Raw genomic sequence first — 24,335 nt, 5'->3', positions numbered from 1 at the left:
CGGTGAGCTGCCGACAGCCCGGGCAAGGGCTGGCACGCTCGCATTGGCCGCTCTACAGCGCTTGACACACCACCTGGATGCGGATTGCGTGGCGCCGGCATCGGCCAGCAAGGGCGGGCATGACGAGAGATGGCGAACTCCTGGCGCATGGGGAGATGGGGTGCGGCTCTGGACCGCTGCCCCATGGTGACTCCCATGACGGCGTCTTCCGCTGACTGGGATCAATCCGCGCTCAGGCAGGTGCCCGTTTGGACGTCCGGCTTCGTAGCCTGGTGGACGCCGGTCGAAACCGCGGCGCTCGGAGCGTCTCGTCCTTCCCTTGGCAACCGGGCTCGCGGCGCCGGTTGCTCGGAGAGGTCTGGTCGGGGCCGCCTGCACGGTGGCCCCGACAGGGCGTCAGAACGTCAGCCCGGTCCAGAAGGTGGCGCACTTGTGCTGCGTCTCGAACGCCGCCGCGGTGGACGCCGTGATGCCGCCGCCGCTTTGCACATCGAGATGCTGCACCACGGGTGCGCCGGCGGTGAACGCCGACCAGGCCGGCACGGTGCCGCCGGTGGACGGATTGCCGGTGCGCGCGAAGTTCGTCCAGTACTGCGTCAGCGAGTTCTTCAAGGCCTGCCGCTCGTCGTTCGCGAGGTCGGTCGTGTTGAAGAGGTACTGCAGCTCGTACGAATGGGCGGCACCTTGCGGGAAGCTCAAGGCGTAGCTGCCGTTCACGTTGCCGACGACGGCGGGCGCGGTCTGGTCGCGGAACTCGTACATCCAGATCGGAGCGGCCTGCGTCACACCGACGCGACGGCTGAGCTGGAGCGCGTTGCAGGCGAAGACCAGGTCCGTGCCGACGGCGCTCAGGGCGAGGCTCGGCTGGGTGAGCGGGTCGCTGCCGTAGCTGGCGAGCGGGTAGGCCATCTCGACCAGGGGCGCGGTCTGCGCACCGATCAAACCCTGCACGCTGGCGCTGAACTCGGCGGGCGTCAGGGCAGGGGTGGCGTCGCCGGTCGCGCGGCGACCCAGTTCGCCGATCGCGACGAACAGGCGGTACTCGTCCTCGTTGCTGCCGTTGATCATCGGCACCGGATGGTTGCGGCCAGCCTGGAAAGCGGATTTCACCGTTTCGGTCAGCACCTTGCCGTCGACCGAAGGCACCGGGCTCGACATGTACTTGTTGAACGCGGTGGCCAGTTGCGTGCTCACGACGGCGGCCGGAAGGGCGCGCAGGCAAGCAGCATCCACCGTGGCGCAGGTGACGTTGGCCGCGGCGAGCGCTTCGGTGACCACGGTGGTGCTGGTGGCCTGCAACTGCGCGGCGGTCAGTTGCGTGTTGGCACCGTAGGCGCCGCTCTGCACGATGGCCTTGGCGAAGAGCCCCTTGGAGCCTGGCGAGGCCAGGTGGGTCATGACGCTCATGCCACCGGCCGACTCGCCGAAGATGGTGACGTTGGCCTTGTCGCCCCCGAAGGCTGCGATGTTGGCCTGCACCCAGGCGAGCGCGGCCTGCTGGTCCATCATCCCGTAGTTGCCGGCCGCGCCAGCGGCATCGGCCAGCGCGGGGTGGCCGAGAAAGCCCATCGCTCCCAGGCGGTACGCGATGTTGACCACGATCACGCCCTTGCTCACCAACGGCGACGGGTCGGAGTAGGTGGCCGTGCCGCCGGTGTTGAAGGCGCCACCGTGGATCCAGACCATGACGGGCAGCGGGCCCGTCACGCCGGTGGGCACATGCACGTCGAGGTACAGGCAGTCTTCGCTGGCGTCGGAAAGTCGGAACGGGCTGGCGCTGGTCTGCAGGCAGGCCGCGGCCGACTTCGTGGCCTCGCGCGGGGCCGTCCAGTTGTCCGGCGCCTGGGGAGCGGTCCAGCGCAGCGCGGCGACGGGGGGCTTGGCGAACGGGATGGCGAAGAAGCTGCGCATGCCGGTGCGCTCGGCACCTTTCACCGGGCCGTTGGCCGTGGCCACCGTGTTGGGATCGGCCGGCGCCGGTGCCGGCGTGTCGTCGTCACCGCCACAGGCGCCCAGCCCGAGGGCCAGCGAGAGCACGGCGAGCGCCGCGGTGGTGCGGCGCGGAAGGCCGGCAAGGGTCGAGGTCATGGTTGTCTCCGTTGTGGGAACCGCGATTCGCGGGCCGATGAATTCTGGACGGCTGTGCAGAAAATCGCATGGGGGCAGACACCGAGAAAAAACCGCCACGGACCTGTCCCCGTGATGACAGACCGGTGCCCCGGAAGGCGCGATGAGCGCCGACGGCGGCGTGGTGAAGGCATCGGCCTACAAGGGGACAAGAAGCGGGATGACGTCGCCTTGGCGCAGCGACCGATAAGGTGGAGGCCATTCCTCGGGCTCGACGTCATGGTCTCCGGTCTCATTTCCTTCGCCCTGCCGCACTCCCCGGCCGTGTCTGGCGCCACCGTGCCGGCACTTCCTTCCTCCTCACTCCTTCCCTGCGCAGCACCGCCTCACGTGGGATGGCGTGGGTGCGTCGCACTGCTGGTGGCGCTGGTCGTGCTGGCCGGTTGTGAGTCGCCCGCGCCGCGTCGTCACCCGTCCCCGCCCACCCCCACCCCTGCGGCTCCTGCTCCCCCGCCGCCGGCGCCGGTGCCAGTGCCCGTGCCGGAAACGCCGCCGGTGCGGGTGTCGTCGGCGACGGAGGTCAGGGGCTGCAGCCTGCTCGGCAACCTGGGCAGCCTCGGACCCCGGCTCGGCGAGTCGAACGAAGCCAGCATCGCCCGAACCCGGGCGGAATTGCTCGCCAAGGCGCGCCGGGATGGCGCGACGCACCTCGTCTGGGGCGACGCCAACTTCCCGTACGCCCCGGCCTCGTCGGTGGCACGCAGTTATCGCTGTGCCCGCTGAGCGCGCCGCACGCATGACTGCCCCGATGCCAGCCAACAAGCCGCTCGTCTGGCTGCCGGCCTGCCACCGCAACCTCGACCTCTCCGATCCGGGGGGCTATACCGTCCTGGCGGACCGTTATGCGCTCGCGGTCTGCCAGCTCGGCATGCAACCGGTGCTCTTTCCCATGGCCGGCGAGAGCGAGGTGGCCGGGCTGCTGCCCCTGGTCGATGGCGTGCTGCTGACGGGGTCGCCCTCCAACGTCGAGGCCACCCGTTTTGGCGGCGCGGTGCTGGACTCGGACCTCATCGACCCCCGCCGGGACCGACTGACCATGGCGCTTGTGCGTGCGGCGGTGGCCGCGGGCATCCCGCTGCTGGGCGTGTGCCGCGGCCTGCAGGAGATGAACGTGGCCCTCGGTGGCAGCCTGTGCCAGCGACTGCATGCTGAACCGGGCTTCGACGATCATCGAGAACCGGAAGGTGTCTCGGCTGAGCTGCAATTCGCTCCGCGGCATGAAGTGCTTCTCGAGCCCGGCAGCGCCTTCGCAGGCTGGGCCGGTGGCACGCGGGCCCGGGTGAACTCCTTGCATGGCCAGGGCATCAGCCGCCTGGGCCAAGGGCTTGTCGCCCAGGCGCGCGCGCCGGACGGCCTCGTCGAGGGCGTGCAGGTGGCCGACGCCAAGGCCTTTGCCTTTGGCGTGCAGTGGCACCCTGAATGGCACTTCGCCGAGATGCCGTTCTATCGCCGGATGCTGGAGGCCTTTGCCCACGCGTGCCGCGTCCACCAGCACGCGCGTGCCGCTGACGGCGCAACCCCGTAACGTGGCAGGGCAGGGCCGTGGCGGTCAGTCGCGGCAATGCGGCAACACGCGCGCCGCGTAGGCTTCGATGAAGCCGTGCTGGTCCAGGCCGACCTGGTGCACATCGATCGACTCGACGCCGAGGGCGCGGCAGGCGTCGATGTGCGCGATGTGGCGGCCGGGATCGTTCGAGACCAGCACGTGGGCGTGCAGGTCGGCCGGCCGCAAGCCGGCGGTTGCAGCCACGAAGTCGGCCGGCTGTCGCAGCGTGGTATTCGTGTCGCTGTCGAGCGCATTGAAGCGCCAGTGCTGCCACGCCTCCTGAAGCGCAAGCTCGTCGTTGACGCCCCAGTTCACATCAAGCTTCACGTGCACCGGCTTCCCCTCGCCACCACCCTCCCGGAAGGCGGCGATGATGCGCTCGAGCCGCGGCAGGTCGCGCCCGATCGTGAGCAGCCCATCGGCCCAGGCTCCGAGCGCACGTGCGGTCGCCTCGCTCATGGCGGCTCCGAACAACCGCGGCGGATCGGGGGGCAGGTCCCACAGGCGCGCGCCTTCGGCGCGCACCGCGCCGCTGCAGTCGACCGTCTGGCCGGCAAGCAGCCGCCGAACGATGTCCACGCCTTCGCGCAGCCGCTCGTTGCGTTCCGCCTTGTCGGGCCAGCCGGCGCCGACCGTTGCTTCGTTCACCGCCTCGCCGCTGCCGAAGGCCAGCCAGGGCAGACGGCCGGGGAACATCTCGCCCAGCGTGGCGATGGCATGCGCCAGCGGCACGGGATGGTAGCGCCAGCCGCCGGGCACGGTGATGGTGCCGAAGCTCACGCGACGCGTGGCCTGCATCGCGGCACCGAGCCAGGTCCAGGTGTGCCCGGCATGCCCCTGCTCGGGCGCCCAGGGCTGAAGGTGGTCGGAGCAGAAGACGGCGTCGAACCCCGCCGACTCCGCGGCCACCGCCAGCGGCACCAGCCGGGACGGAGCAAACTGTTCATGCGAGGCGTGGTAACTGATGCGGACCATGGTCTGATTCGGTAGGGCGATGCGCTCACTTGGCAACCCCCGTACCCGCGCCGCGCAAGAACGACGCGCGGGCGAACCGCAGCCGACCCCGAGCTGGGCATCCCACATGCCTCCAGGAAGAACCGGAACGGCAGCCCGTTCCGAGGTTCTACCGACTTTCATTCACAGGAGATCCCATGGCCTTGCCCCATGCCCAACTGCTCGACGTCATCGGCGTTCGCCCGCTCGGCGACGGATTGAAGGACAGTGTCAGCACCGCGCTCATCAAGACCGACCGCATCGAACTGCTTCACCTGGTCCTGCGCAACCATGCCGACATGCCGGAACACCACGTGGACGACGAGTGCACGATCCACTGCATCGAAGGCGATGTGGAGGTGGTGATGCCGGGCGGCACCCGCCGGCTCAGGGCGGGTGATCTCGTCGTGCTGCCGGCAGCGCAGCGGCACTCCGTGCGGGCGCGCGCCGACTCGGCATTGCTCGTCACGCTGCTGCTGCGTGGCGGTGATGCGGGAAACGGTACGGGGGCAAGCGAAGCAACGTCATGAAGGGCGGCCGGCCTGGCCGGCTCAGCCCGGAAGTGCAGCGTGGTGGTCTGGTTCCGCACCCGCTAGCCGAAGCGATTTCGCCACGGCATCGGAAGCGCCACCGAGAGCCGCCTTCGCGTCCGCTGCACCCTGTGCGATGAGCTCATCGATGCGCTGCGGCGAGTAGTCGAACTGGCCGGCGATGCCGTCCCAGGGAAGCGGTTCTCTCGCGATGCGAACCCACCGCACACCTTCGGACGCCACCAGTTCGGCCGATGGAACCAGCTTGTCGACCTGGCCCAGGTTGAGGGCTCGATAGGCCATCTCCGGGCCCGAGACGGGCAAGCGTTCCATGGGGCGAGGCAACTGCTCGATGGTGATCAGCTGCAGCGGTTCTCCCGGAGCGACACGGCCGCTGTCGCGCACCTTGTGCACGAGGGGGCCGATGGGGGACCGCCGCACGATCTCGCCGTCCCATTGCAGTTCGCCGTCGATCTCCACCGGGTCGAAGAGCAAGGGCAAGGCCGCGCTCGCGGCCACCTCGCGCGGTCCCACGTCGGCACTGTCGCTGTCGCTCAAGCGCAGGCTGCCATCGCGGATCTGGGAGCTGCCGGCGGCCAGCAGCACGTCTTGGGGCGCGTGGCTTCGGTAGGGCGGGGCGACTTCTTCCAGCAAGGCCCACATGCGCGAGCGATCGTACAGGGGCTGCTGGAGCCGCTGCAGCATGGACCAGGGGTTCCAGGTGCTGAACCGGGGCACGAAGAGGCCGCGGTTGCCGGCGAGCATGCCGGTGAGGAAGCCGTTCCAGCTTCGCAGGCAGGCGGCGGCCTCCGAGTCTCCCCAGGCCATGCCGGCGAAGGGAATCGACGGCGTGGCGATTCGCTCGCGCCACAGTGCCGTCAGCGCCTCCACGCCGCTGTCCGGGGCGTCGAGGTGGGTGCGCACCACCGCGGCATTCAGCGCACCGATCGATGAGCCGGCCAGGGCCACGATCCGATCGCCCCGGCGCGCAAGCCAGGGCGCGAGCACCTCCCACGCCCCGCATCCGAAAGCGCCCAAGGCACCGCCGCCCTGGAACAACACCACAGTCTTCATGTCGAATCCTCGTCATCGGCGAAGCCATCCACCGCGCAGCTTCACCGGTGGCCGATGGGCAAGGGACATGCCGTCCAACCTGCCGTGGCAGCCGCCCGGGAACGGGACTTGCCTTTCGGGGCCATGGTCACCTTCGAGAAGTCCTTCAGGCGGGTCGATCCGCCCCTCGCCTCGCCGCCACGCACCTTGTTGCAGCCGGTGCCCCGCTTGCGGGCCGGCACCCATCCGGTGGATGGATTCGAGCCCATGCTCGTCGACGAAGCCACGGCGGCCTTCGATGATCCCGCGTGGTCGTTCGAGGTGAAGCACGACGGCTACCGCCTGCTCGCGGGCGTTCGCGCGCAGAACGTGAAGCTCAAGACGCGCAACAGTGCCGACGCCACGCTCTGGTTCCCGGAAGTCGTCGCCGCGTTGCGGTGCCTTGCGGGCCCCGGCCTGGTGCTCGACGGGGAGGTGTGCATCCTCGATGAGCACGGGCGTTCCGACTTCGAGCGACTGCGGCGCCGCGTGCACGGCCCGCTCACCTTTGCCGCCGAGCCGGTGGTCTACCTCGTCTTCGATGTGCTCATGGCGGGCGGGCGCCGGCTGGTCGACCGGCCACTCGCGGAGCGGCGCCTGCACCTGGAAGCGCTGCGTGACCTGCCGGGCATCAAGGTGGTGGATGCGATCGACGGGGATGGCGAAGCGCTGTTCGCCCATGCGCTGCGGCTTGGCCTTGAGGGCATCGTGGCCAAGCGGCTCGCGTCGCCGTACCAGCCGGGCCTGCGCAGCGACGACTGGCTCAAGATCAAGTGCCCGGGTCCCGCCTTGGCCGAGCGGTTCAAGCGGTTCCCTGGCGGTTGAGCCGCCGGTTGGCGTTTTCGATGGTCAGGCCGACGGACGCTGCCTCATCTGCAGCTTGCGGTAGAGTGCCTCGTAGCGCTTCGCGCTCAACGCCCAGTCGAAGCGGCGGGCCATGCCCCGCCGCTGCAGGGCGCGCCAGGCGTCGCCATCCTGACGCAGCGTGAGGGCGCGCTGCAGGGCCTCGCGCAGTGCCATCGCCGTCGGCTCCTGGAAGACGAAGCCGGTGCCCTTGTCGGTGCCTGGCTGCGCGTCGTCCACCGAGTCGGCCAGGCCGCCTGTCGCGCGGACGATCGGCGCCGTGCCGTAGGCCTGGCTGTACATCTGGTTGAGCCCGCAGGGCTCGAAGCGCGAGGGCATCAGGAACACATCGCTGCCAGCCTCGATCAGGTGGGCGAGGCCTTCGTCGAACCCGGCGATGGCCGACACCTGCCCGGGGTGCCGCGCGGCCGCCTGGGCCAGCGCCTGTTCGAAGCGCGCTTCGCCCTTGCCGAGCACCACCACCTGATGGCCCTGCTCGGTCAGCCAGTCGATGTTGTCGAGGACCAGGTCGACACCCTTCTGCTCGGTCAGGCGGCTCACCATGCCGAAGAGCACCGGCTCATTCGATTCGGCCAGGCCGAGCCGATGCTGCAGCGCCAGCTTGTTGACCGTCTTGCCCTCCAGCGAGTTGGCATCGAAGTGCTGCACGATGAGAGGGTCGCGGGTCGGGTTCCAGGACTCGGGGTCGATGCCGTTGAGGATGCCGTGCAGGTCGGCGGCGCGGGCCCGCATCATGCCGTCCATGCCGAAGCCCATCTCCGGCTCCTGGATCTCGCGGGCATAGGTCGGGCTCACGGTGGTCACGGCGTCGGCGTAACGCACCCCGGCCTTGAGCAGGCACAGCTGGCCCCAGTGCAGGGCGCCGTCCACCGACATCCAGCTCTGCGGCAAGCCGATCGACAGGCCGCGTTCCACCGGGAACATGCCCTGGAATGCGAGGTTGTGAATGGTGAAGACGCTGACCGCCTGCCGGTGGCGATCCAGTCCCAGGTAGGCCGGGGCCAGGCCGGTGGGCCAGTCGTTGGCGTGCAGCACGTCCGCCCGCCAACGCCAGCCGCGCCGGGGAGAGGGATCGATCGACAGGCGGGCGGCCACGGCGCTGAGGAAGCCGAAGCGGCGGGCGCCGTCCTCGAAATCGGGACCGCCCGGGTCGCCGTAGGGGCTGCCGTGGCGATCGTAGAAGCCCGGGCAGTCCAGCAGCAGCAGGGACAGGCCGCCCGCCTCCACTTCGGCGAGTTGGGCCTCGGGCCAGGGCCCTTCGGCCGGCCAGGTGTGGCGGCGCTTCGCCTGCGCCAGCAGCGGGCGCATGGAGCGGTAGGCGGGCATCAGCACGCGCACGTCGTGCCCCAGGCGCATCAGTGCCTGGGGCAGGGCGGCGCTGACGTCGCCGAGACCGCCGGTCTTGGCCCAGGGGGCGCACTCCGGCGTGACAAACAAGATCTTCAACGGGACGGCCGAGGGCACGAATGGGCTCCGGTTCAGGACACGAGGGGGTCGTGCAAGGTGGCGGGCACCAGCACGGCGAAGGGAAAGTCGGCCAGCAGCTGGTCGAGGGACAGCAGGTCCGTCCCGCCTGGAGACCCGCCGTCGATGCGGCGGCCGGTGAGCCAGTCGCGCCAGCCGCTGGGCGGTGCGGGCGGGCAGCTCACCTGCGTGCCGGCCCAGCACTGCGGCGAGAGGGCGGCCGGATCGTGCGAGCTCAGCGTGCTGAGCAGCCGCGACGCCACCACGATCACCGTGCCGCTGTCATGCTGGCGCGCATAGGCGATGGCGTGGGATGCCGCCGGCCCGTCGATGTCGAGGGCGTGGTACGCGCCGCCAGTGAACACCTGCGGCAGGGTGCGGCGCAGGGCGAGCAGCCGGGCGGTCATGAGCAGCTTCAAGCGGCCGTCGTCGAGGCCCGCCGCGAGGCGGTCGATCGCCTCGGGCGGCAGGCGGTCGCCCTGGTACAACGCCAGCACCGCGCGCAGCTGCGCTCGAAGCGCGTCGAAATCGACCGGCCGCCGATTGTCCGGATCGACGAGGCTGAAGTTCCACACCTCGCAGCCCTGGTACACATCGGGCACGCCGGGCGAGGTCAGCTTGAGCGCCACCTGGCTCAGGCCGTTCCAGCACCCGAAGCGGCTGACCGGTGCCATCCAGGCCTCGAAGTCGGTGAGGAACGGGTTCGGATCGCGGGTCCCGAGCAGGTGGTCGATGAAGCGGGCCAGGGCCGACTCGGACGCCTCGTTCGGGTTGATCCAGCTGGTGTGGACCTTGGCCTCGCGCACCGCCTTCTGCATGTATGCCTGCACCCGGCTGCGCACGTCGCCCAGTACCTCGGGGGTGATCTCGCCCAGCGGCCAGACGCCCACGAGCGTCTGGTACAGCAGGTATTCGTCGGCCGGCGAGATGGCGGAGTCGCTGCGCTCCGCACGGGGCCGGTTCATCGCGGACCACCGTTGCACCGCCGCCTCCCAGGCATCTGGAATTTCGGAGAGCACGTCGATGCGCGCCCGGACATCTTCCGAGCGCTTGCTGTCGTGCGTCGAGGTGCCGAGCATCGTGTGATGCAGGAAGCGCGAGCGTGCCACGTTGGCCGCATGGAAGGCCGACACCGACATGCCGAAGCGTCGCGGGTCGCCGCCCACGTCGTTGAGGGAGATGAGCCGGTGGTAACGGTAGAAGGCCGTGTCCTCCATCGACTTGGCCATGACCGGGGCGGTGAACTGCTGCCAGCGCGACACGAAGGCGAGCGCCTCGGCGCGCCGCGTCGCATCGGCCAGGCTCGGGGCCCCCAGCAGCACGTCCTGCAGGAAGTCGATGGCGCTCACATCCGAGGCCGGGCTGTGGCGCTTGGCTTCGGCCACGGCCCAGGCCGTGTGCTGGCGGTCACGGTCTTCCACGCCGGCCGGTCCGATGTAGGTGCGGTACACGGGGAAGCCGGCTGCGGTTTCGACGAGCGCTGCCCGCAGGCGGTTGCGGGTGAAGTCGCGGCTCGTGCGCTCACGCTGCGCGATGCGGAACAGCGCCTCCGTGAGCCACTGCAGGTCGCTGGCGAGCGCGGTCGACATCACCAGCAGCTTCGCCTCGCGAAGGATCTCGTCGAACGAGTCGGACGAACCGATGAAGCGGGCGTGGATCTCGTCGAAGCGCTGCTCATGGCGGCCATCGACGAAGACGCCGTTCACCTGGTTGGAGAACCGGTAGCCCGTGCCACCGTGCACCGGCCAGTCCGAGGGCACGTGTTCATGCTCGGCAAGGATCTTCTCGACCGACACGTACAAGGCCCGCGGCGCGCGGCCGGCGTCGATCAGCACGCGCTGGTGGCGTTGCTGCAGGCGCTCGAAATAGCCGCGTGGGTCGGCAAGGCCGTCCGGGTGATCGATGCGCAAGCCGGAGAGCCGCCCTTCGCCCAGCCAGCGCAGCACCGTGCGGTGGGTGTCCTCGAACACCTCGGGACGCTCCATGCGCAGCGCGGCCAGCGTGCTGATGTCGAAGAAGCGCCGGTAGTTGACGTCGTCCCCGGCCACCCGCCAGAAGGCGAGGCGATACGCCTGCCGCTCGATGAGATGGTCCAGGCCATCGAAGGAGGACGGTGTGCCCGAGGTGCCGTTGAGCCGCGCGACGCAGCTGTCGATCCAGTCGCGCAGCCAGGCGTGGCGCGCGCAGGCGTCGGCCAGCTGCTGCTTGTGCAGCACCTTGTCTCGCCGTCGCATCGCGAGAAGGGCGGTGTCGCGGCTGTCCCGCTCGGGCAGGTGGGCGAAGGCATCGATCAGCGATTGAACCACCGCGAGCGCCTGGCCCGACTCACCGTCGTCCGGTGGTGCCACGGCGGCAAAGACATCCGGGAAGCTGCGGGGATCCAGCGGAAACCGATGGTCGTAGTAGGCGATGTGGAAGGCACCGGCCGCGGCGTCGAAGGCCAGCTTCAGTTCGCCGGCTTCGAGCACCCGGCCGTAGTGGTCGCCGAGCACCGGCAGCAGCACCTTGCCGCGCAGTTCAGGGGCCGCCGGATTCCATTCGATGTCGAAGGTGGCCGCATGGGCCGAAGCCTCGCCGCACTCCAGCACGTCGAGCCACCAGGCGTTGTCGGCCTCCAGCACGCCCATGTGGTTGGGCACGATGTCGAGCAGTTGGTGCATGCCGTGGGCGGTCAGCGCCTGGCACAGGGCATCGTGGTCCTCGGGTGTGCCCACCTCCGGGTTGAGCGCGTTGTGGTCGACGATGTCATAGCCATGGGTGCTGCCGCGCCGCGCGGCGAGGTAGGGCGAGGCGTAGAGGTGGCTCACGCCGAGCGCATCCAGGTACGGCACGAGGCGGGTGGCCGCCTCGAAGCGCATGCCGGCGTGGAACTGGATGCGATAGGTCGCGCGCGGGATGCAGGCGGTGTCGAGCGACGGCAGGGCGGTGCCCCGGCCTGTCGGCGCGAAGCGGGAGCGCCCTTCGCGCAGCCGGGCCGTCACCGCGCGCCAGCGTGCATCGAGCCCGATCTGCTCGAGCGGCAGCTTCAGCTTCACCCGCCAGTTCGGATAGGTCTCTTCGGTGGTGCTGGGAACGTTGACCTGTTCGAGCTGCTGGATCACGTCCTCGAACTGCACGCCCACGAGGCGGGACTGGCCGCGGCCGAGGAAGGCGTACACCGCTTCCGTCAACCGTGTGTCGTTGTCGTCGACGGTGGCCGGGTTCAGGCTTCCCCCTGCCGGCATGAGTCCCTCGCTCTCGAGCGACAGCAGCAGCCGGACGCGCTCTTCGGCCCGGGAGATGATCTGGTCGTGCCGCTGCTGCTCGTCGGGGTAGAGGCCGAAGGCGGAGCGGGTCTCGATGTCGTCGCCACGCCACCAGGCGCGCAGGGTCGGCAGGTCGTGGGTGCCCACGACCGCCAGTGCGTTGGCCCGCCACTCGCCGGGGGCGGGGAAGCGGCCCTGGGAGTTCCGCTCGAAGTACAGCGGGCAGTACGACAGCACGCCGCGCGACGCGACCGTCTCGCGAAAGCCTTCCGGCACGTTGCCCAGGTCTTCGCCGATCACCAGGCACTGGTTGCGCACGCTCTCCAGGGCCAGCACGTTGAGCAGGTCCTCGAAGGGGTAGCTCACGTACGTGCCCTCGCGGGCGTCAGCGCCGGAGGGAACCCAGAACAGCCGCTGCAGGGCCATGGCATGGTCCAGGCGCAGAGCGCCGGCGTGACGCATGTTCTCGCGCAACAGTTCGCTGAAGGGTGCGTAGGCCTGCTCGCGCAGTCGCGACGGCACCATGGGCGGCAGGCCCCAGGACTGGCCCGCCGGGTTGTAGGCCTCGGGCGGCGCACCGGCGCTCATGCCAAGGCCGTAGAGCCCGGGCCGGCCCCAGGTCTCGGAGCCACCCTCGTTCACGCCCACGGCAACGTCGCGGTACAGGCCGAGCGGCATGCCGAGCGCGCGCGCGTGGGATGCGACGGCGGCGAGCTGGGCGTCGCACTGCCATTGCAGGTACTCGAAGAACTCCACGCGTTCGATCTGCTCCCGCTCGAAGGCGACGACCTCCGGGCTGCCGGCTTCGCGGTAGGCGGGCGGCCAGCAGACCCAGCCCCAGATGGCGGGGTCATTGGCGTGCAGGTGCGCCTGGATCGCGTCGAAGAGCGCGTGGGCGCGCAGCCAGGCACCGCCCTGCTGCTGGAAGCGCCGGAAGGCCTGCGCACGCGGTGTGTCCCGTGCCAGTTCGACATCGCGGAAATGGCGATAGAGCAGCTCCAGCACCTGCCGCTTGGCGGAAGCGACGCCGCTGTAGTCGACGTGCGGCGCATCGCGCAGGCGCTGCAGCTGGCACTGGAAATCCCCGCTGCGGACCCGGTTGCGTGCGGCCGTGCAACCGAGGAACTCGCTGATGGCTTCGACGTCGAGGTAGAGCGCGTTGAGCGCGATGCGGCTCGACGGGCTGTAGGGGCTGGCCCGTTCGGGGTCATGCGGGAACAGGGCATGCAAGGGATTGATGCCCACGAAGGCCGCGCCCTCGGCCGCAGCCATGTCGAGCGTGGCCTGCAGGTCGGTGAAGTCGCCGATCCCCCAGTTGCGTGCCGAACGGACGGCATACAGCTGCACCGTGGGTCCCCACCAGCGCTCGCCGTGAGCGAGGCCGGGCGGCTCATGACAGCGGTCCGGGCAAACGATCACGGTGCAGGCATCGGCCACGCCTGCGACCTGCAGGCGGTGATAGCCGAGGGGCAGGGGCTCGGGCAGGGTGATCGAGCGGCGGCCCGGCGCGCTGTTGTCGACGCGGCCCTGCCATGTCTCGCCGCTTTCGGTGATGAGCGTGCACATGGCACCGGGCTGCACTGCTTCGCCCACGGCCAGGGGCTTGGGTGCCGAGGCGCGCATCACGTGCACGGCGGGCAGCGGGTGCGCCGTTGCGTCGTCTTCCAGGCGATGCAACGCCCGTTCGGCCGAGGCATCGTCCTGTGCGTCCACGCCCATGGCGGTGACGAAGCGGCTGAGCTGGGCGGTGTCGAGCTGCTTGGGATGACCCCAGAAGTCGTGGTACGCAGCGGCGACGCCGAGGCGTTCGCTCAGTTGGCGAAGGGGGCGGTGGGAGGCTTCGGGTGAGGTCATGTCAGGTGGGAAGGAGCCAGCGCCAGCGGGCGGACCAGGCGCCGACCCGGAACGGCGACACGTCGCCGACCATGTGCCAGAGGGTGGCGTTGGGCCGGGCGGAATCGGCCCAGTCGACCGGGCTGCCGCCCAGGTTGGCGATCAGCTCGAGCGTGGCGCCGTCGGTGAAGCGCCATTGCACGGCCAGAATCTCGCCGTCCAGCAACTGGGACTCGTGCCGGCCGGTGGCCAGCAAGGGAAGGCGAGGGACGAGGTCCCGCGTGCGGAGGGAGATCAGGTCGCGGTGGTAGGCGAACCACGCCTGGTGCGCAGCGTCGGCCGACCAGGTGTCGACGTCGAGCTTGCAGCGCTCGAAGGTGTCGATGCTGCAGGGATCGGGAATGCGCTCGCGGGCCGCTTCGTCCGCGAAGGCCGCGAAGTGGGCGAATTCCCGGCGCCGGCCTTGCGTGACCGCGTCCCGCAGCGGCCCTTGCCAGTCGGCAAAGTAGAGGAAAGGGGTTTCCGCGCCCCACTCCTCGCCCATGAACAAGAGGGGCGTGGGCGGGCTCAGCAGCAGCAGGCTCGCAGCCAGGCGGGCGGGCGCATCCCCGGTGAGTGACAGCAGGCGTTCGCCCATCGCGCGATTGCCCACCTGGTCATGGTTCTGCAGGAAGTTGACGGTGGCCGGCAGGTGAACCGTGCTGGTCGCTGCTCTTCGCGGGTTGGCGGCATGCCGGTCGGCGGCATTCAGGTGGGGCTCGCCCTCGCGGGCAAAGCCGTGGGTGAGGCAGCGCGCCAACTGAGGCAGCGGCGTGCGCACGTACTCTGCGTAGTAGCCCTCGCCCTCACCCGTGAGGGCCACGTGCACGGTGTGGTGGAAGTCGCCGCTCCACTGCCCGTCGTAGGTGCCCGGTCGCGGGCTGCCAGGGAGGCGGCGGGCATCGTTGGTGTCGTTCTCCAGCACGAGGTGCACATGGCGATCGCCTGCCGCGGCGCGCACGCGCGTCGACAGCTCTTCGAGGATGTCCGGCGAACTGTCGTCACGCATGGCGTGCACCGCGTCCAGGCGCAGGCCGTCGATGCGGTACTCCTCGACCCAGTAGAGGGCGTTGTGGATGAAGAACTCGCGCACCGGACCGCTGTCCGGGCCGTCGAAGTTCAGGGCGGCGCCCCAGGCGTTGTGGTGCCGCTCGGTGAAGAAGGCGGGCGCGTAGAGACCCAGGAAATTGCCGTCCGGGCCGAAGTGGTTGTAGACCACGTCCAGCATGACCATCAAGCCCAGCCGGTGCGCCGCCTGCACGAAACGCTTGAGCGCATCCGGTTCCCCATAGGTGGCCTGCGGCGCGAACGGCAGCACGCCGTCATAGCCCCAGCCGAAGCGTCCCGGGAAGCTGGCCAGCGGCATCAGTTCGACGCAGGTGACACCCAGCTCGGCCAGCACCGGCAACTGACGAGCCGCCGCGTCGAAGGTTCCTTCACGGGTGAACGTGCCCACGTGCAGCTCGTAGGTCACCGACTCATGCCAGGGTCGGCCCTTCCAGCCGGCCTCCCACGCAAAGGCGGCGGGGTCGTGGAGGCGCGACGGCTGGAAGACCCCGTCGGGGTTGTCCCGCGCGGCCGGGTCGGGCACCGCGATGTCGCCGTCGGGTGTGGTGAGGATCCAGCGGTAGCGGTCACCCGCGCGCGCCTGGGGCACAACCACCGTTCGCCAGCCTTGTGCATCGGCCGGGGCCGGGATGCGCAGATCGCCCGTGGCACCGCGGAACTCGAGACTGATGTTCATGGGCGCAGGCGCCCACAACGAAAAGTGCGCGCCACCGCCGGGATGCAGCTCGGCGCCGAACGGCATGCGGTGGACGTGGCGTTCGGTGGGGGACCCGCTCATTCAGCCTCCGGGGGCTGCGTCATCAGCACGAGTGAGCGGCCGGTCATGGTGTAGACCTCGCCGGCCTGCCATTCGGTCCGCTCAGGCGCCTGCTCGGGCTCGAACGTGGTGTCGAGTCGCAGCGTCCAGCGGGTGTCCCGGTGCGGTGGAATGACGAACGGAAGGTCATCGTGGTAGGCGTTGAACAGCAGGAGCACCGAAGCACTCCGGACGGGCCGGCCTTCGTCGTCGATCTCGCCCGTCATGTGACCGCACAGCACCGCGCCGGCGCTGCGGGCAATGGGTTTCATCCATTCCGCCTCGTCCATTTCCAGCCCGTCGGCATTGATCCAGGCGATGTCGCGCTTGCCATCGGTTTCGTCGGCCCACCCGTTGAGGAAAGTGGTCCGCCGCAACGCGGGCAGTTCCCGGCGCAGTGCGGTCAACCGCTGGACGAACGCGAACATTTCCGGTGCGCCCGGGTCGTTCCAGTCGATCCAGCTGATCGGGCTGTCCTGACAATAGGCGTTGTTGTTGCCGCGCTGCGTGCGATTGAGTTCATCGCCGGCCAGCAGGAGGGGCGTGCCTTGCGAGAAGAAGAGCGTCGCCAGCAGATTGCGTTGCTGACGGCCCCGCAACTCGAGGATTTCGGGATCGTCCGTCTCGCCCTCGACACCGCAGTTCCAGCTGTTGTTGTGTGACTCGCCGTCGCGGTTGTCCTCCTGGTTGGCTTCGTTGTGCTTGTGGTTGTAGCTGACGAGGTCACGCAGGGTGAAACCGTCGTGGACGGTGATGAAGTTGATGCTGTCGGTCGGGCCCCGGCCGTTGTGGGCGAAGAGGTCGGCCGAACCGCACAGGCGTTGGGCGAACTCCGGCAACGCCCCTTCGTCGCCGCGCCAGAACGAGCGCATGGTGTCGCGGTAGCGACCGTTCCACTCGGCCCAGCCGACCGGGAATCCGCCGACGCGGTAGCCGCCTTCGCCCACGTCCCACGGCTCGGCGATGAGCTTCACGCGGCTCAGCACGGGGTCCTGCGCCACGGCGGCGAAGAAGCTGCTGCAGGTGTCGAAGTGGTAGGCGCCGCGGCCGAGGGCCACGGCCAGGTCGAAGCGAAAGCCGTCGACGTGCATCTCGGTCACCCAGTAGCGCAGGCTGTCCATCACCAGGGTGAGGACCTCGGGCGCGAAGGTGTTGAGCGTGTTCCCGGTACCGGTGACGTCGTGGTAGTGACGAGCCTCCTCGGCGCTCAGCCGGTAGTAGGTGGTGTTGTCGATGCCCTTGAAGCTGAGGGTGGGGCCGAGGTGGTTGCCTTCGCCCGTGTGGTTGTAGACCACGTCGAGGATCACCTCCAGGCCGGCCGCGTGCAGCAGCTTCACCATGCCCTTGAACTCGGCGATGGTCCCCGTCATGCTGTAGCGCAGGTCGGGAGCGAAGAAGCCGATGGTGTTGTAGCCCCAGTAGTTGCGCAGGCCGGACTCGATCAGCCGCTGGTCGTCCACGAAGGCGTGGATGGGCAGCAGCTCGATCGACGTGACGCCCAGCGCCTTGAAGTGCGCGATGGCCACGTCCGACGCGAGCGCGCCATACGTGCCGCGCAGCTCTTCCGGTAGCGACTCGAGCTGCTTCGAGAACCCCTTGACGTGAACTTCGTAGAAGACTGTCTCGGACCAGGGCACTTCCGGTCGTCGGTCACTGCCCCAGTCGAAGGACTCGTCGACGACCTCGCACTTGGGCATGTAGGGCGCGCTGTCCTCGGGATTGAAGGCGAAGTCCTCCTCCTCGCTGTCGAGGTCGTAGGCGTACATGGCGGAGCACCAGTCGATGGTCCCGACGATCTTGCGCGCATAGGGGTCGAGCAACAGCTTGGCCGGGTTGCAGCGCAAGCCCTCTTCCGGCCGGTAGGGGCCGAGGACCCGCCAGCCGTAGCGGGTGCCCGGGTCGATGCCGCGGAGGTAGGCGTGCCACACGTTGCCCGTGCGACGGTGCAGGGTGAGGCAGTGGGTCTGGTGGGTGCCGGTTTCGTCGAACAGGCACAGTTCAACGCCCTCGGCGACGCTGGAGTACAGCGCGAAGTTGGTTCCCTGGCCGTCCCAGGTGGAGCCGAGGGGATAGGGGCGGCCAGTCTCGAGGCGGGGGGCGGTCAAGATCGGCGCCCCGTCAGCTTGCTCGGCGGGCCGGGAAGTGCCCGCGCGGAATGACGACGATGCCGCCCTCGCTCACATGGAAACGGGCGCGGTCGGCCGCCAGGTCGTGACCGATGCGCTCGCCCGCCGGGATGACGTTGTCCTGGTCGACGATGGTGTTGCGAAGCTGGGCGCCGGCGCCGATCACGGTGCGGTCCATCACGATGCAGTGATCGACTCGTGCGTCCGCCTGGACCCGCACCGCCCGTCGCAGCATGGCATGGTCGAGGTGGGCACCGGTGATGACGCAGCCGGAGCCGACCACCGAACGACGGATCTCCCCCGACTCGATCTGGGCGGACTCCGATGGGTCCTGGCTCGCGTAGATGGGCCACTGCGCATTGGTCATGCGAAAGCGCGGCTCGGCGCCGAGCGTGTCCATGTGGGCCGCGAAGTAGGCATCGATGGTGCCGACGTCCCGCCAGTAGGCCGGCTCCTCGAAGGAGGCGGTCCCGGGGATCACGTTCTCGGTGAAGTCGTAGGCCATCAGGCGGTGCGTGCGCACCATGCGGGGCAGCAAGTCGCGGCCGAAGTCGCGCTCGCCGGCATCGCGGGCGCGGCGGAGTTCGTTGAGCAGCACGTCGGTGGAGAAGATGTAATTGCCCATCGAGGCCAGGGCGTGCCCCGGCTTGCCGGGCATGCCCGGCGTGGTGTCCGGCTTCTCCTTGAAGTCGACGATGCGCAGGTCGGCGTCGGTTTCCACGATGCCGAACGAGCGGCATTGCGAGCGCGGCACGGGCAACGTCGCGACCGTCACGTCCGCACGCTCGCGCACGTGCTGGTCGATCATCTGCCGCACGTCCATCCGGTAGATGTGGTCCGCCCCGAACACGGCGACATAGTCGGCATTCGAGGTTTCAATGAGGTGAAGGTTCTGTGACACGGCGTCGGCCGTGCCCTGGAACCACTCGGGACCATTGCGCATCTGCGGTGGCACCACCGTGACGAAGTGGTCGGGAATCACGCGTGCCAGCGTCCAGCTCTGGCGCACGTGTTCGATCAGCGCTTGCGACTTGTACTGAACAAGCAGGTACACCGAGTAAATCTCGGAGTTCACGAGGTTGCTCAGCACGAAATCCACGAGGCGGTGCTTGCCGTTGAACGGCACCGACGGCTTGCACCGCTCGAGTGTCAAAGGATGGAGTCGGGTGCCTTCGCCACCCGCCATCACGAACGCCAGTACCTTGTGTCTTGCCGTCATCATTGCTCCTTGCCTGGCGACCAATTGGGGTATCCAGCAGTTACAAGGGCAAGGGGCGTTCCCACCCGCCGACGGGGTTTCAGGCCGAGGCCGGCTCCGCTTGGGCCGCCTGAAGCGCGTCGCGCGCAAGCAGGAAAGTCGCCGCGTTCCAGGTCTGGCCCAGCATGCCGACCGGTGCCAGCGTCTGGCCGTGGAACCACTCGGTGAACCGCCAGCCGTCGGCCTGGTTGGCCCGCGCCACCTTCACCAGTTCGGCGTGTGCCAGGTCGAGCCGGCCCATGTTGGCCAGGGCCATGACCCAGAACCCACCAACGAACGGCCAGATGCCTCCGTTGTGGTACTGGTGGGGGTGGTTCTGCATGTGGCGGCCCATGTACGCGCGCCACAGGGCGTGGTTGTCATCGATGGGCGTCACGACGGTGCGCACCGGATAGGGGTCGCCCACGCCCGCTTCGCAGAGGGTCTTGACGACCTGCTTGGCCATGGACCGGTTGGCCAGCCCGTACAGCACCGCCAGCACGTTGCCGAAGACGTCGCCCTCGTCACCCGCGAAGGAGAGGTTCACGAAGCTCAGGTAGAGGTCGTCGTTGCGCCGCTCGCGGCGGGCGTAGTGGCTCAGCAGGCGGCTGCGGCGGTACTCGGGCAGGTCGCTCTGGTCGGGGTGGAAGAGGTGGTTGAAGTGGTAGCAGGTCTCGTCACGGTGCGGGAGGGCGTACAGGCCCTTGACGTGGTACCAGAGCGCGTTGGTGTACAGCACGAAGCCTGAGCGCGGCATGATGTCGGCCCAGTCGCTGGCCTCGTTCTGCTGCAACAGGAAGAAGCGCTGGTGCTCCTGCGCCAGCAGCCACTGGATGGCGCGGCTCACCTGGGGACCCCAGCGCGACACCTCTTCGGTGAGCGGGCTCGTGCGGCGCACGTGGTCGACCGCGATCAGCCACCACAGCGTGGCATCGATGCAGCCCAGGTACCAGAAGTCGGCGTCGCGGCCTTCCGGGTCGACGTACTTCGGGATCTGCCCGTTGGGGGCCTGGAATTCGGCGAGGGCGGCCAGGCTGTCGATGGCGCCGCGCTCCAGCGACGGCACGCCACTGCCGCTCATGGCCAGCACGCAGATGGCGGCATCGCGGCCGAAGATGCGGGTGTAGCTGCGCGCCTCGGCCGCCGCGGTGCGGCTGGCCGCAAGCACCCCTTGCGGCGAGAGGTTTCGTTCCAGCAGCGCGAGCGACTGCACGGCGCACTCGTCCAGCAGCGCGGCGTCCGCCGTGGCCCCGGGCGGTGGGGCTGCGCCGGAGATCGGCAGGGCGGGGGTCGGGTCGTCCATGTCAGCGGTCAGGGTCGGAAGGGCGGGAAGGCCACCATTGTTCGAGTCGTTCGGCGGCCCATTTGGTTCCGCCGAGCCCGAAGGCCAGCGCCAGGGCGAGCACCACGCCGCCCAGCACGATGAGGAAGGCCTGGCGGATGAGGGTGCCACCGATGTCCATCTGGTCGAGCGCCATCATGATGACAAAAGCCAGGATGGCATAGCGGGCCAGGCGAGCGAGGGAATCGGCGTCGCGGATGCCGATGCCTCGACAGTAGGTGCGCACCGCATTGGCCACGAAGCGGGCGAAGTAGGTGCCGAACGCGATGATGAGCAGCGCCACGATGACCTTGGGCACGAACAACATCACCCGGCCGAGCAGCTCGGTCACGTAGGTGAGGCCCAGGCCGTTGAAGGCGACGATCATGGCCGCCAGGATGACCACCCAGTAGGCCAGCGCGCCGAACACGCCGATGGTGTCGACTTCGGTGCCGCCCTTGTGCAGGAAGCCGTCCAGCCCAGAACGCTGGGTCACGATGTGGAAGTTCACCGAGCGCAGGCCCTTCTCGATGGCGAAGCGGGCGGCCTTGGCAATGAGGAAGCCGGCCAGCAGCACCAGCACGGCCACGCCGAGCCGGGGCAGGAATGCGCCGATCTCGAGCAGGAAGGCCCGTAGCGGTTCGAGGAAGACATCCACTCTTTCCATTGCGTTTTCTCCTCGTGGCCTCAGGCAGCACCGATGACGCCCAGGATGCCCTGGAGCGGAATGCACACCCAGTCAGGGCGGTTGTCGAGTTCGTACTGCAGTTCGTAGACGGCCTTCTCCAGCTCGAAGAGGCCGAGGAGCCCGTGCCCGGGAGCCAGCTGCTCGTACAGTCCGGCGCCCTGCGCGGTGGCATCGTACGCCGCGAGGAAGGCTTGCCGAACCTCGGTTTCCCACTGTTGCGATAGGGGCGAGAGCAGCGCCCACTGGTCCGCCGTGGTCGCTGCGGCACGCAAGGCGGTCAGGCGGGCATAGCTGAAGGAGCGCAGCATGCCGGCCACGTCGCGCAGGGGGGAGTCCTTGCGTCGGCGTTCCTCCACCGAGCGGCTGGGTTCGCCTTCGAGGTCGGTGATGATGAAGTCGTTCTTCGTGAGCAGCACCTGGGCCAGGTGGTAGTCGCCGTGGAAGCGGGTCTTGAGGGCCGCCGGAACGCGGGAGGTCAGCGCGTTGACCCGGCCCAGCAGCCGGTCACGGGCGGCCAGCACCGCCTTGGCGTCCTCGGCGCAGTCTCCACCGAGGTCTTGCTGCCGTGCCTGAAGCCGCGCCAGGGCGGCGGCGACATCGGATGCCAGACGGGTGCCGTGCGCCGCCATGTCGGCGTTGTTCAGCGGTTCCGGTTCGAATGCCGGGTCGCCGCTGCGCGTGGCGAGCGCGAGGTGCAGTTCCGCCGTGCGCTGGCCGAGCGTGCGCACCAGTTCCAGGTAGCCGCCGTGGACATCGGCCGGGACGGCTTCCATGCTGGTGCGGCACAGCTCCAGGTGGCGCTGCAGGTAGTTCGTCGTGTAGGCCCAGCCGTCCCCCTGGTTGGCCACGTAGGCCTGCAGGCTCGCGAGCACCGTGGGTTCGCCGGCGCGGGTCACGTGGGTGAGGGTGCCGGCGATGGGCACGCAATTGGGGAACTTGGCCACCTCGGTGAGGAAGCGCCCCATCTCCACTTCGGGATTGATGCCGGGGCGCGCCCGGCGGTAGCCCTTGAGGAACAGGCGCTCGCCGATGGTGACGATGGTGTTGCTGGTCTGGGCCTGCGCGCGGCTGAACGGCAGCTCGGCGATGTCGTCGGCGCCGAGCTTGCGGAATGCACTGGTCGCCCGGAACTCGAAGGTGCCAGCGGTGCCGGCCACGTCCGTGCCCCGGCCCATCGCACCGATGAGCGCGCGGCAGAAGGGCTCGTCGGCATAGGCGTCGGCCATCACCCCGACTTCGGCCTGCTGGCGGATGCGGGCGACGCCTGCGGGGGCGAGCAGGCGCAGCCGCTCCTCGCTGTCGCGCTCCCAGGCCAGGGCGAGCGGCACGAAATAGCGCCCGTTCTCGCTGCCGCCTTCCACCTCGATCAGCGGCAGCAGCCAGCCCCCGCCCGTGCTGCTGCCGTCACCCGACGGATCCCACACGGCCCGCTCGGTGATGCGGGCGGCCTTGATGGCGTCTCCCTTGGCACCGTACCAACGCTGGCCTTCCATGTAGCGGGGCAGGGTGTCGGTCTCGAAGGTGTTGCGGGTCTTGACCGCCAGCCCGATGCGCCAGGGCACCACCTCCTCGCGGAACAGGCTGAACCAGCCGTCGAAGAGGACGAACACCGGCCGCTCCTCGGTGGGCAGCACCTCGGTGTGCCAGCTCGGCACCTCGGCGTTCTCGGACAGCCGGAACCAGTAGAAGCCGTAGGCCTGCAAGGTGAGCAGGTAGGGCAGGTCGCCGACCGGCGGGAAGGCCGTGCGCCCGAGCATCTCGACGGGCACGCGACCGCGGTAGCGGGAGAGATCGAGCTCCACCGGTTGCGCGGTGCGGGCGAGGTTGGCCACGCACAGGATGGCTTCGCCGTCGTGCTCGCGCAGATAGGCGAGCACCTTGCGGTTGCCGGGCTTGAGGAACACCAGTTGTCCGCGGCCGAAGGCCCGGCTGGTCTGCCGCATGGCGAGCAGGCGACGCATCCAGTTGAGCAGCGAAGACGGGTCGCGGATCTGCGACTCGACGTTCACCGCCTGGTGCCCGTAGATGGCGTCCATGATGGGCGGCAGGTACAGGCGCTGGGGGTCGGCCCGCGAGAACCCGGCGTTGCGGTCGGGCGACCACTGCATCGGGGTTCGCACGCCGTTGCGGTCGCCGATGAAGACGTTGTCGCCCATGCCGAGCTCGTCGCCGTAGTAGATGATCGGCGAACCGCGCATGGACAGCAGCAGGCTGTTCATCAGCTTGACCCGCTCGATGTCGTTGTCCATCAGCGGTGCCAGCCGCCGCCGGATGCCGAGGTTGATGCGGGCCCGCGGGTCGGCCGCGTAGGTGTTGTACATGTAGTCCCGCTCCTTGCTCGTCACCATCTCGAGCGTCAGCTCGTCGTGGTTGCGCAGGAAGATGGCCCACTGGCAGGCGTCCGGGATGTCCGGCGTCTGCTGCATGATCTCCACCACCGGGAAGCGATCCTCCTGGGCGATGGCCATGTACATGCGCGGCATCAGCGGGAAGTGGTACGCCGCGTGGCATTCGTCCCCATCGCCGAAGTACTCCCGCACGTCCTCGGGCCACTGGTTGGCCTCGGCCAGCAGGAAGCGGTTCGGGTAGTCGGCGTCGATGGCCGCGCGCAGCTGCTTGATGACGGCGTGGGTCTCGGGCAGGTTCTCGTTGTTCGTGCCGTCCCGCTCGACGAGGTACGGGATGGCGTCCAGGCGGAAGCCATCGACGCCCATGTCCAGCCAGAAGCGCATCGTCTTGAAGATGGCTTCCAGCACGGCCGGGTTGTCGAAGTTGAGGTCGGGCTGGTGGCTGAAGAAGCGGTGCCAGAAGTAGGCCTTGGCCACCGGGTCCCAGGTCCAGTTGGACGTCTCGGTGTCGGTGAAGATGATGCGCGTGCCCTGGTACTTCTGGTCGGTGTCGCTCCAGACGTAGAACTCGCGTTCCGGCGAACCGGGCGGCGCGCGGCGGGCGGCCTGGAACCAGGGGTGGGCGTCCGAGGTGTGGTTGATGACGAGCTCGGTGATCACCTTGAGGTCGCGCCGATGGGCCTCGTCGAGCATCGTGCGGAAGTCGTCGAGCGTGCCGTACTGCGGGTGCACGTCGTGGTAGTCGGCGATGTCGTAGCCATCGTCCTTCAGGGGCGACGGATAGAAGGGCATCAGCCAGAGCGTGTTGACGCCCAGCTCCTTGATGTAGTCCAGCTTGCTGGCCAGGCCGCGGAAGTCACCCACGCCGTCGTCGTTCGAATCGAAGAAGGCCTTGACGTTGACTTGGTAGATGACCGCGTCCTTGTACCAGAGCGCCTCGTCGGTGACCGGTATCGTGGCGCCTTGCTCGGCGTCTTCCAGGCGTGGCGTGTACGGTGCGTTCATCGGCTCCCCGCTT

14 protein-coding genes and 1 pseudogene are annotated in these 24,335 nt (G+C 69.0%); 4 read left to right on the top strand and 11 right to left on the bottom strand.

Annotated elements, in window-relative coordinates; all coding sequences use genetic code 11:
- Positions 1-396: 396 nt before the first annotated feature.
- Positions 397-2,088 (bottom strand): carboxylesterase/lipase family protein, encoded by a 1,692-nt coding sequence (locus ACSQ2F_RS15200; protein WP_436024247.1) that lies wholly within the window; start codon positions 2,086-2,088, stop codon positions 397-399.
- Between the two features lie 369 nt (positions 2,089-2,457).
- Between ACSQ2F_RS15200 and ACSQ2F_RS15195 the strand changes: the two genes are divergently transcribed.
- Together ACSQ2F_RS15195 and ACSQ2F_RS15190 are read left to right on the top strand one after the other, a co-directional pair.
- Positions 2,458-2,850 (top strand): hypothetical protein, encoded by a 393-nt coding sequence (locus ACSQ2F_RS15195; protein ID WP_436024245.1) that lies wholly within the window; start codon positions 2,458-2,460, stop codon positions 2,848-2,850.
- Positions 2,851-2,875: 25 nt separating this feature from the next.
- Complete coding sequence (locus ACSQ2F_RS15190; RefSeq protein ID WP_436024243.1) at positions 2,876-3,652, top strand: gamma-glutamyl-gamma-aminobutyrate hydrolase family protein; 777 nt, start codon at positions 2,876-2,878, stop codon at positions 3,650-3,652.
- Positions 3,653-3,676: 24 nt separating this feature from the next.
- Here the strand turns inward: ACSQ2F_RS15190 and ACSQ2F_RS15185 are convergent, their stop codons facing one another.
- Positions 3,677-4,648, bottom strand: coding sequence for a TIGR03885 family FMN-dependent LLM class oxidoreductase (locus ACSQ2F_RS15185; RefSeq protein ID WP_436024241.1), 972 nt, complete (start codon positions 4,646-4,648; stop codon positions 3,677-3,679).
- A gap of 176 nt (positions 4,649-4,824) precedes the next feature.
- Between ACSQ2F_RS15185 and ACSQ2F_RS15180 the strand changes: the two genes are divergently transcribed.
- On the top strand, positions 4,825-5,196 hold the full coding sequence (locus tag ACSQ2F_RS15180) for a cupin domain-containing protein (RefSeq protein WP_436024239.1): 372 nt from the start codon (positions 4,825-4,827) through the stop codon (positions 5,194-5,196).
- A 21-nt stretch (positions 5,197-5,217) separates the two neighbouring features.
- Here the strand turns inward: ACSQ2F_RS15180 and ACSQ2F_RS15175 are convergent, their stop codons facing one another.
- On the bottom strand, positions 5,218-6,270 hold the full coding sequence (locus ACSQ2F_RS15175; RefSeq protein WP_436024237.1) for a patatin-like phospholipase family protein: 1,053 nt from the start codon (positions 6,268-6,270) through the stop codon (positions 5,218-5,220).
- Positions 6,271-6,378: 108 nt separating this feature from the next.
- Here ACSQ2F_RS15175 and ACSQ2F_RS15170 point away from each other — a divergent pair, with 108 nt between their 5' ends.
- Entirely contained in the window at positions 6,379-7,113 is a 735-nt protein-coding gene (locus ACSQ2F_RS15170; protein ID WP_436024234.1) for an ATP-dependent DNA ligase, read from the top strand.
- Between the two features lie 24 nt (positions 7,114-7,137).
- On the opposite strand, the gene glgA is transcribed toward ACSQ2F_RS15170, so the two are convergent.
- The 8 genes and pseudogenes from glgA to treS all read right to left on the bottom strand — a co-directional run bounded on the left by glgA (position 7,138) and on the right by treS (position 24,322).
- Positions 7,138-8,598 (bottom strand): glycogen synthase GlgA, encoded by a 1,461-nt coding sequence (gene glgA, locus ACSQ2F_RS15165; RefSeq protein WP_436024232.1) that lies wholly within the window; start codon positions 8,596-8,598, stop codon positions 7,138-7,140.
- Between the two features lie 32 nt (positions 8,599-8,630).
- Positions 8,631-13,715, bottom strand: coding sequence for a malto-oligosyltrehalose synthase (locus tag ACSQ2F_RS15160; RefSeq protein WP_436024230.1), 5,085 nt, complete (start codon positions 13,713-13,715; stop codon positions 8,631-8,633).
- A 1-nt stretch (position 13,716) separates the two neighbouring features.
- The gene (treZ, locus tag ACSQ2F_RS15155; RefSeq protein WP_436024229.1) at positions 13,717-15,579 is read right to left on the bottom strand and encodes a malto-oligosyltrehalose trehalohydrolase; all 1,863 of its coding nucleotides are present in this window, start codon (positions 15,577-15,579) and stop codon (positions 13,717-13,719) included.
- Positions 15,576-17,702, bottom strand: a complete 2,127-nt coding sequence (gene glgX, locus ACSQ2F_RS15150; protein WP_436024227.1) for a glycogen debranching protein GlgX — start codon at positions 17,700-17,702, stop codon at positions 15,576-15,578. Before glgX ends, treZ begins: the two co-directional genes overlap by 4 nt.
- Before the next feature lie 34 nt (positions 17,703-17,736).
- A pseudogene (locus ACSQ2F_RS15145) lies at positions 17,737-18,942 on the bottom strand (glucose-1-phosphate adenylyltransferase); the annotation flags it as partial.
- A 79-nt stretch (positions 18,943-19,021) separates the two neighbouring features.
- Positions 19,022-20,263: an amylo-alpha-1,6-glucosidase gene (locus ACSQ2F_RS15140; RefSeq protein ID WP_436024226.1), complete on the bottom strand. Its 1,242-nt coding sequence runs from the start codon at positions 20,261-20,263 to the stop codon at positions 19,022-19,024.
- Between the two features lies 1 nt (position 20,264).
- Complete coding sequence (locus tag ACSQ2F_RS15135) at positions 20,265-20,948, bottom strand: mechanosensitive ion channel family protein (RefSeq protein ID WP_436024225.1); 684 nt, start codon at positions 20,946-20,948, stop codon at positions 20,265-20,267.
- Positions 20,949-20,968: 20 nt separating this feature from the next.
- Entirely contained in the window at positions 20,969-24,322 is a 3,354-nt protein-coding gene (treS, locus tag ACSQ2F_RS15130) for a maltose alpha-D-glucosyltransferase (RefSeq protein ID WP_436024223.1), read from the bottom strand.
- Positions 24,323-24,335: the final 13 nt, after the last annotated feature.

Origin of the sequence: Rhizobacter sp. LjRoot28 (assembly GCF_964253025.1) — a bacterium.
Taxonomy (GTDB): Bacteria; Pseudomonadota; Gammaproteobacteria; order Burkholderiales; family Burkholderiaceae_C; genus Rhizobacter.
The sequence above is the reverse complement of the archived record's forward strand: the minus strand, read 5'-3'. Positions and strand labels throughout refer to the sequence as shown.

Excerpts from the sequence above, each read along its gene's own strand:
- ACSQ2F_RS15200 (WP_436024247.1), bottom strand. The coding sequence starts at position 2,088 with ATGACCTCGACCCTTGCCGGCCTTCCGCGCCGCACCACCGCGGCGCTC.
- treS (WP_436024223.1), bottom strand. The coding sequence starts at position 24,322 with ATGAACGCACCGTACACGCCACGCCTGGAAGACGCCGAGCAAGGCGCC.
- ACSQ2F_RS15180 (WP_436024239.1), top strand. The coding sequence starts at position 4,825 with ATGGCCTTGCCCCATGCCCAACTGCTCGACGTCATCGGCGTTCGCCCG.
- ACSQ2F_RS15190 (WP_436024243.1), top strand. The coding sequence starts at position 2,876 with ATGCCAGCCAACAAGCCGCTCGTCTGGCTGCCGGCCTGCCACCGCAAC.
- ACSQ2F_RS15175 (WP_436024237.1), bottom strand. The coding sequence starts at position 6,270 with ATGAAGACTGTGGTGTTGTTCCAGGGCGGCGGTGCCTTGGGCGCTTTC.
- ACSQ2F_RS15185 (WP_436024241.1), bottom strand. The coding sequence starts at position 4,648 with ATGGTCCGCATCAGTTACCACGCCTCGCATGAACAGTTTGCTCCGTCC.
- treZ (WP_436024229.1), bottom strand. The coding sequence starts at position 15,579 with ATGAGCGGGTCCCCCACCGAACGCCACGTCCACCGCATGCCGTTCGGC.
- ACSQ2F_RS15135 (WP_436024225.1), bottom strand. The coding sequence starts at position 20,948 with ATGGAAAGAGTGGATGTCTTCCTCGAACCGCTACGGGCCTTCCTGCTC.
- ACSQ2F_RS15140 (WP_436024226.1), bottom strand. The coding sequence starts at position 20,263 with ATGGACGACCCGACCCCCGCCCTGCCGATCTCCGGCGCAGCCCCACCG.
- ACSQ2F_RS15160 (WP_436024230.1), bottom strand. The coding sequence starts at position 13,715 with ATGACCTCACCCGAAGCCTCCCACCGCCCCCTTCGCCAACTGAGCGAA.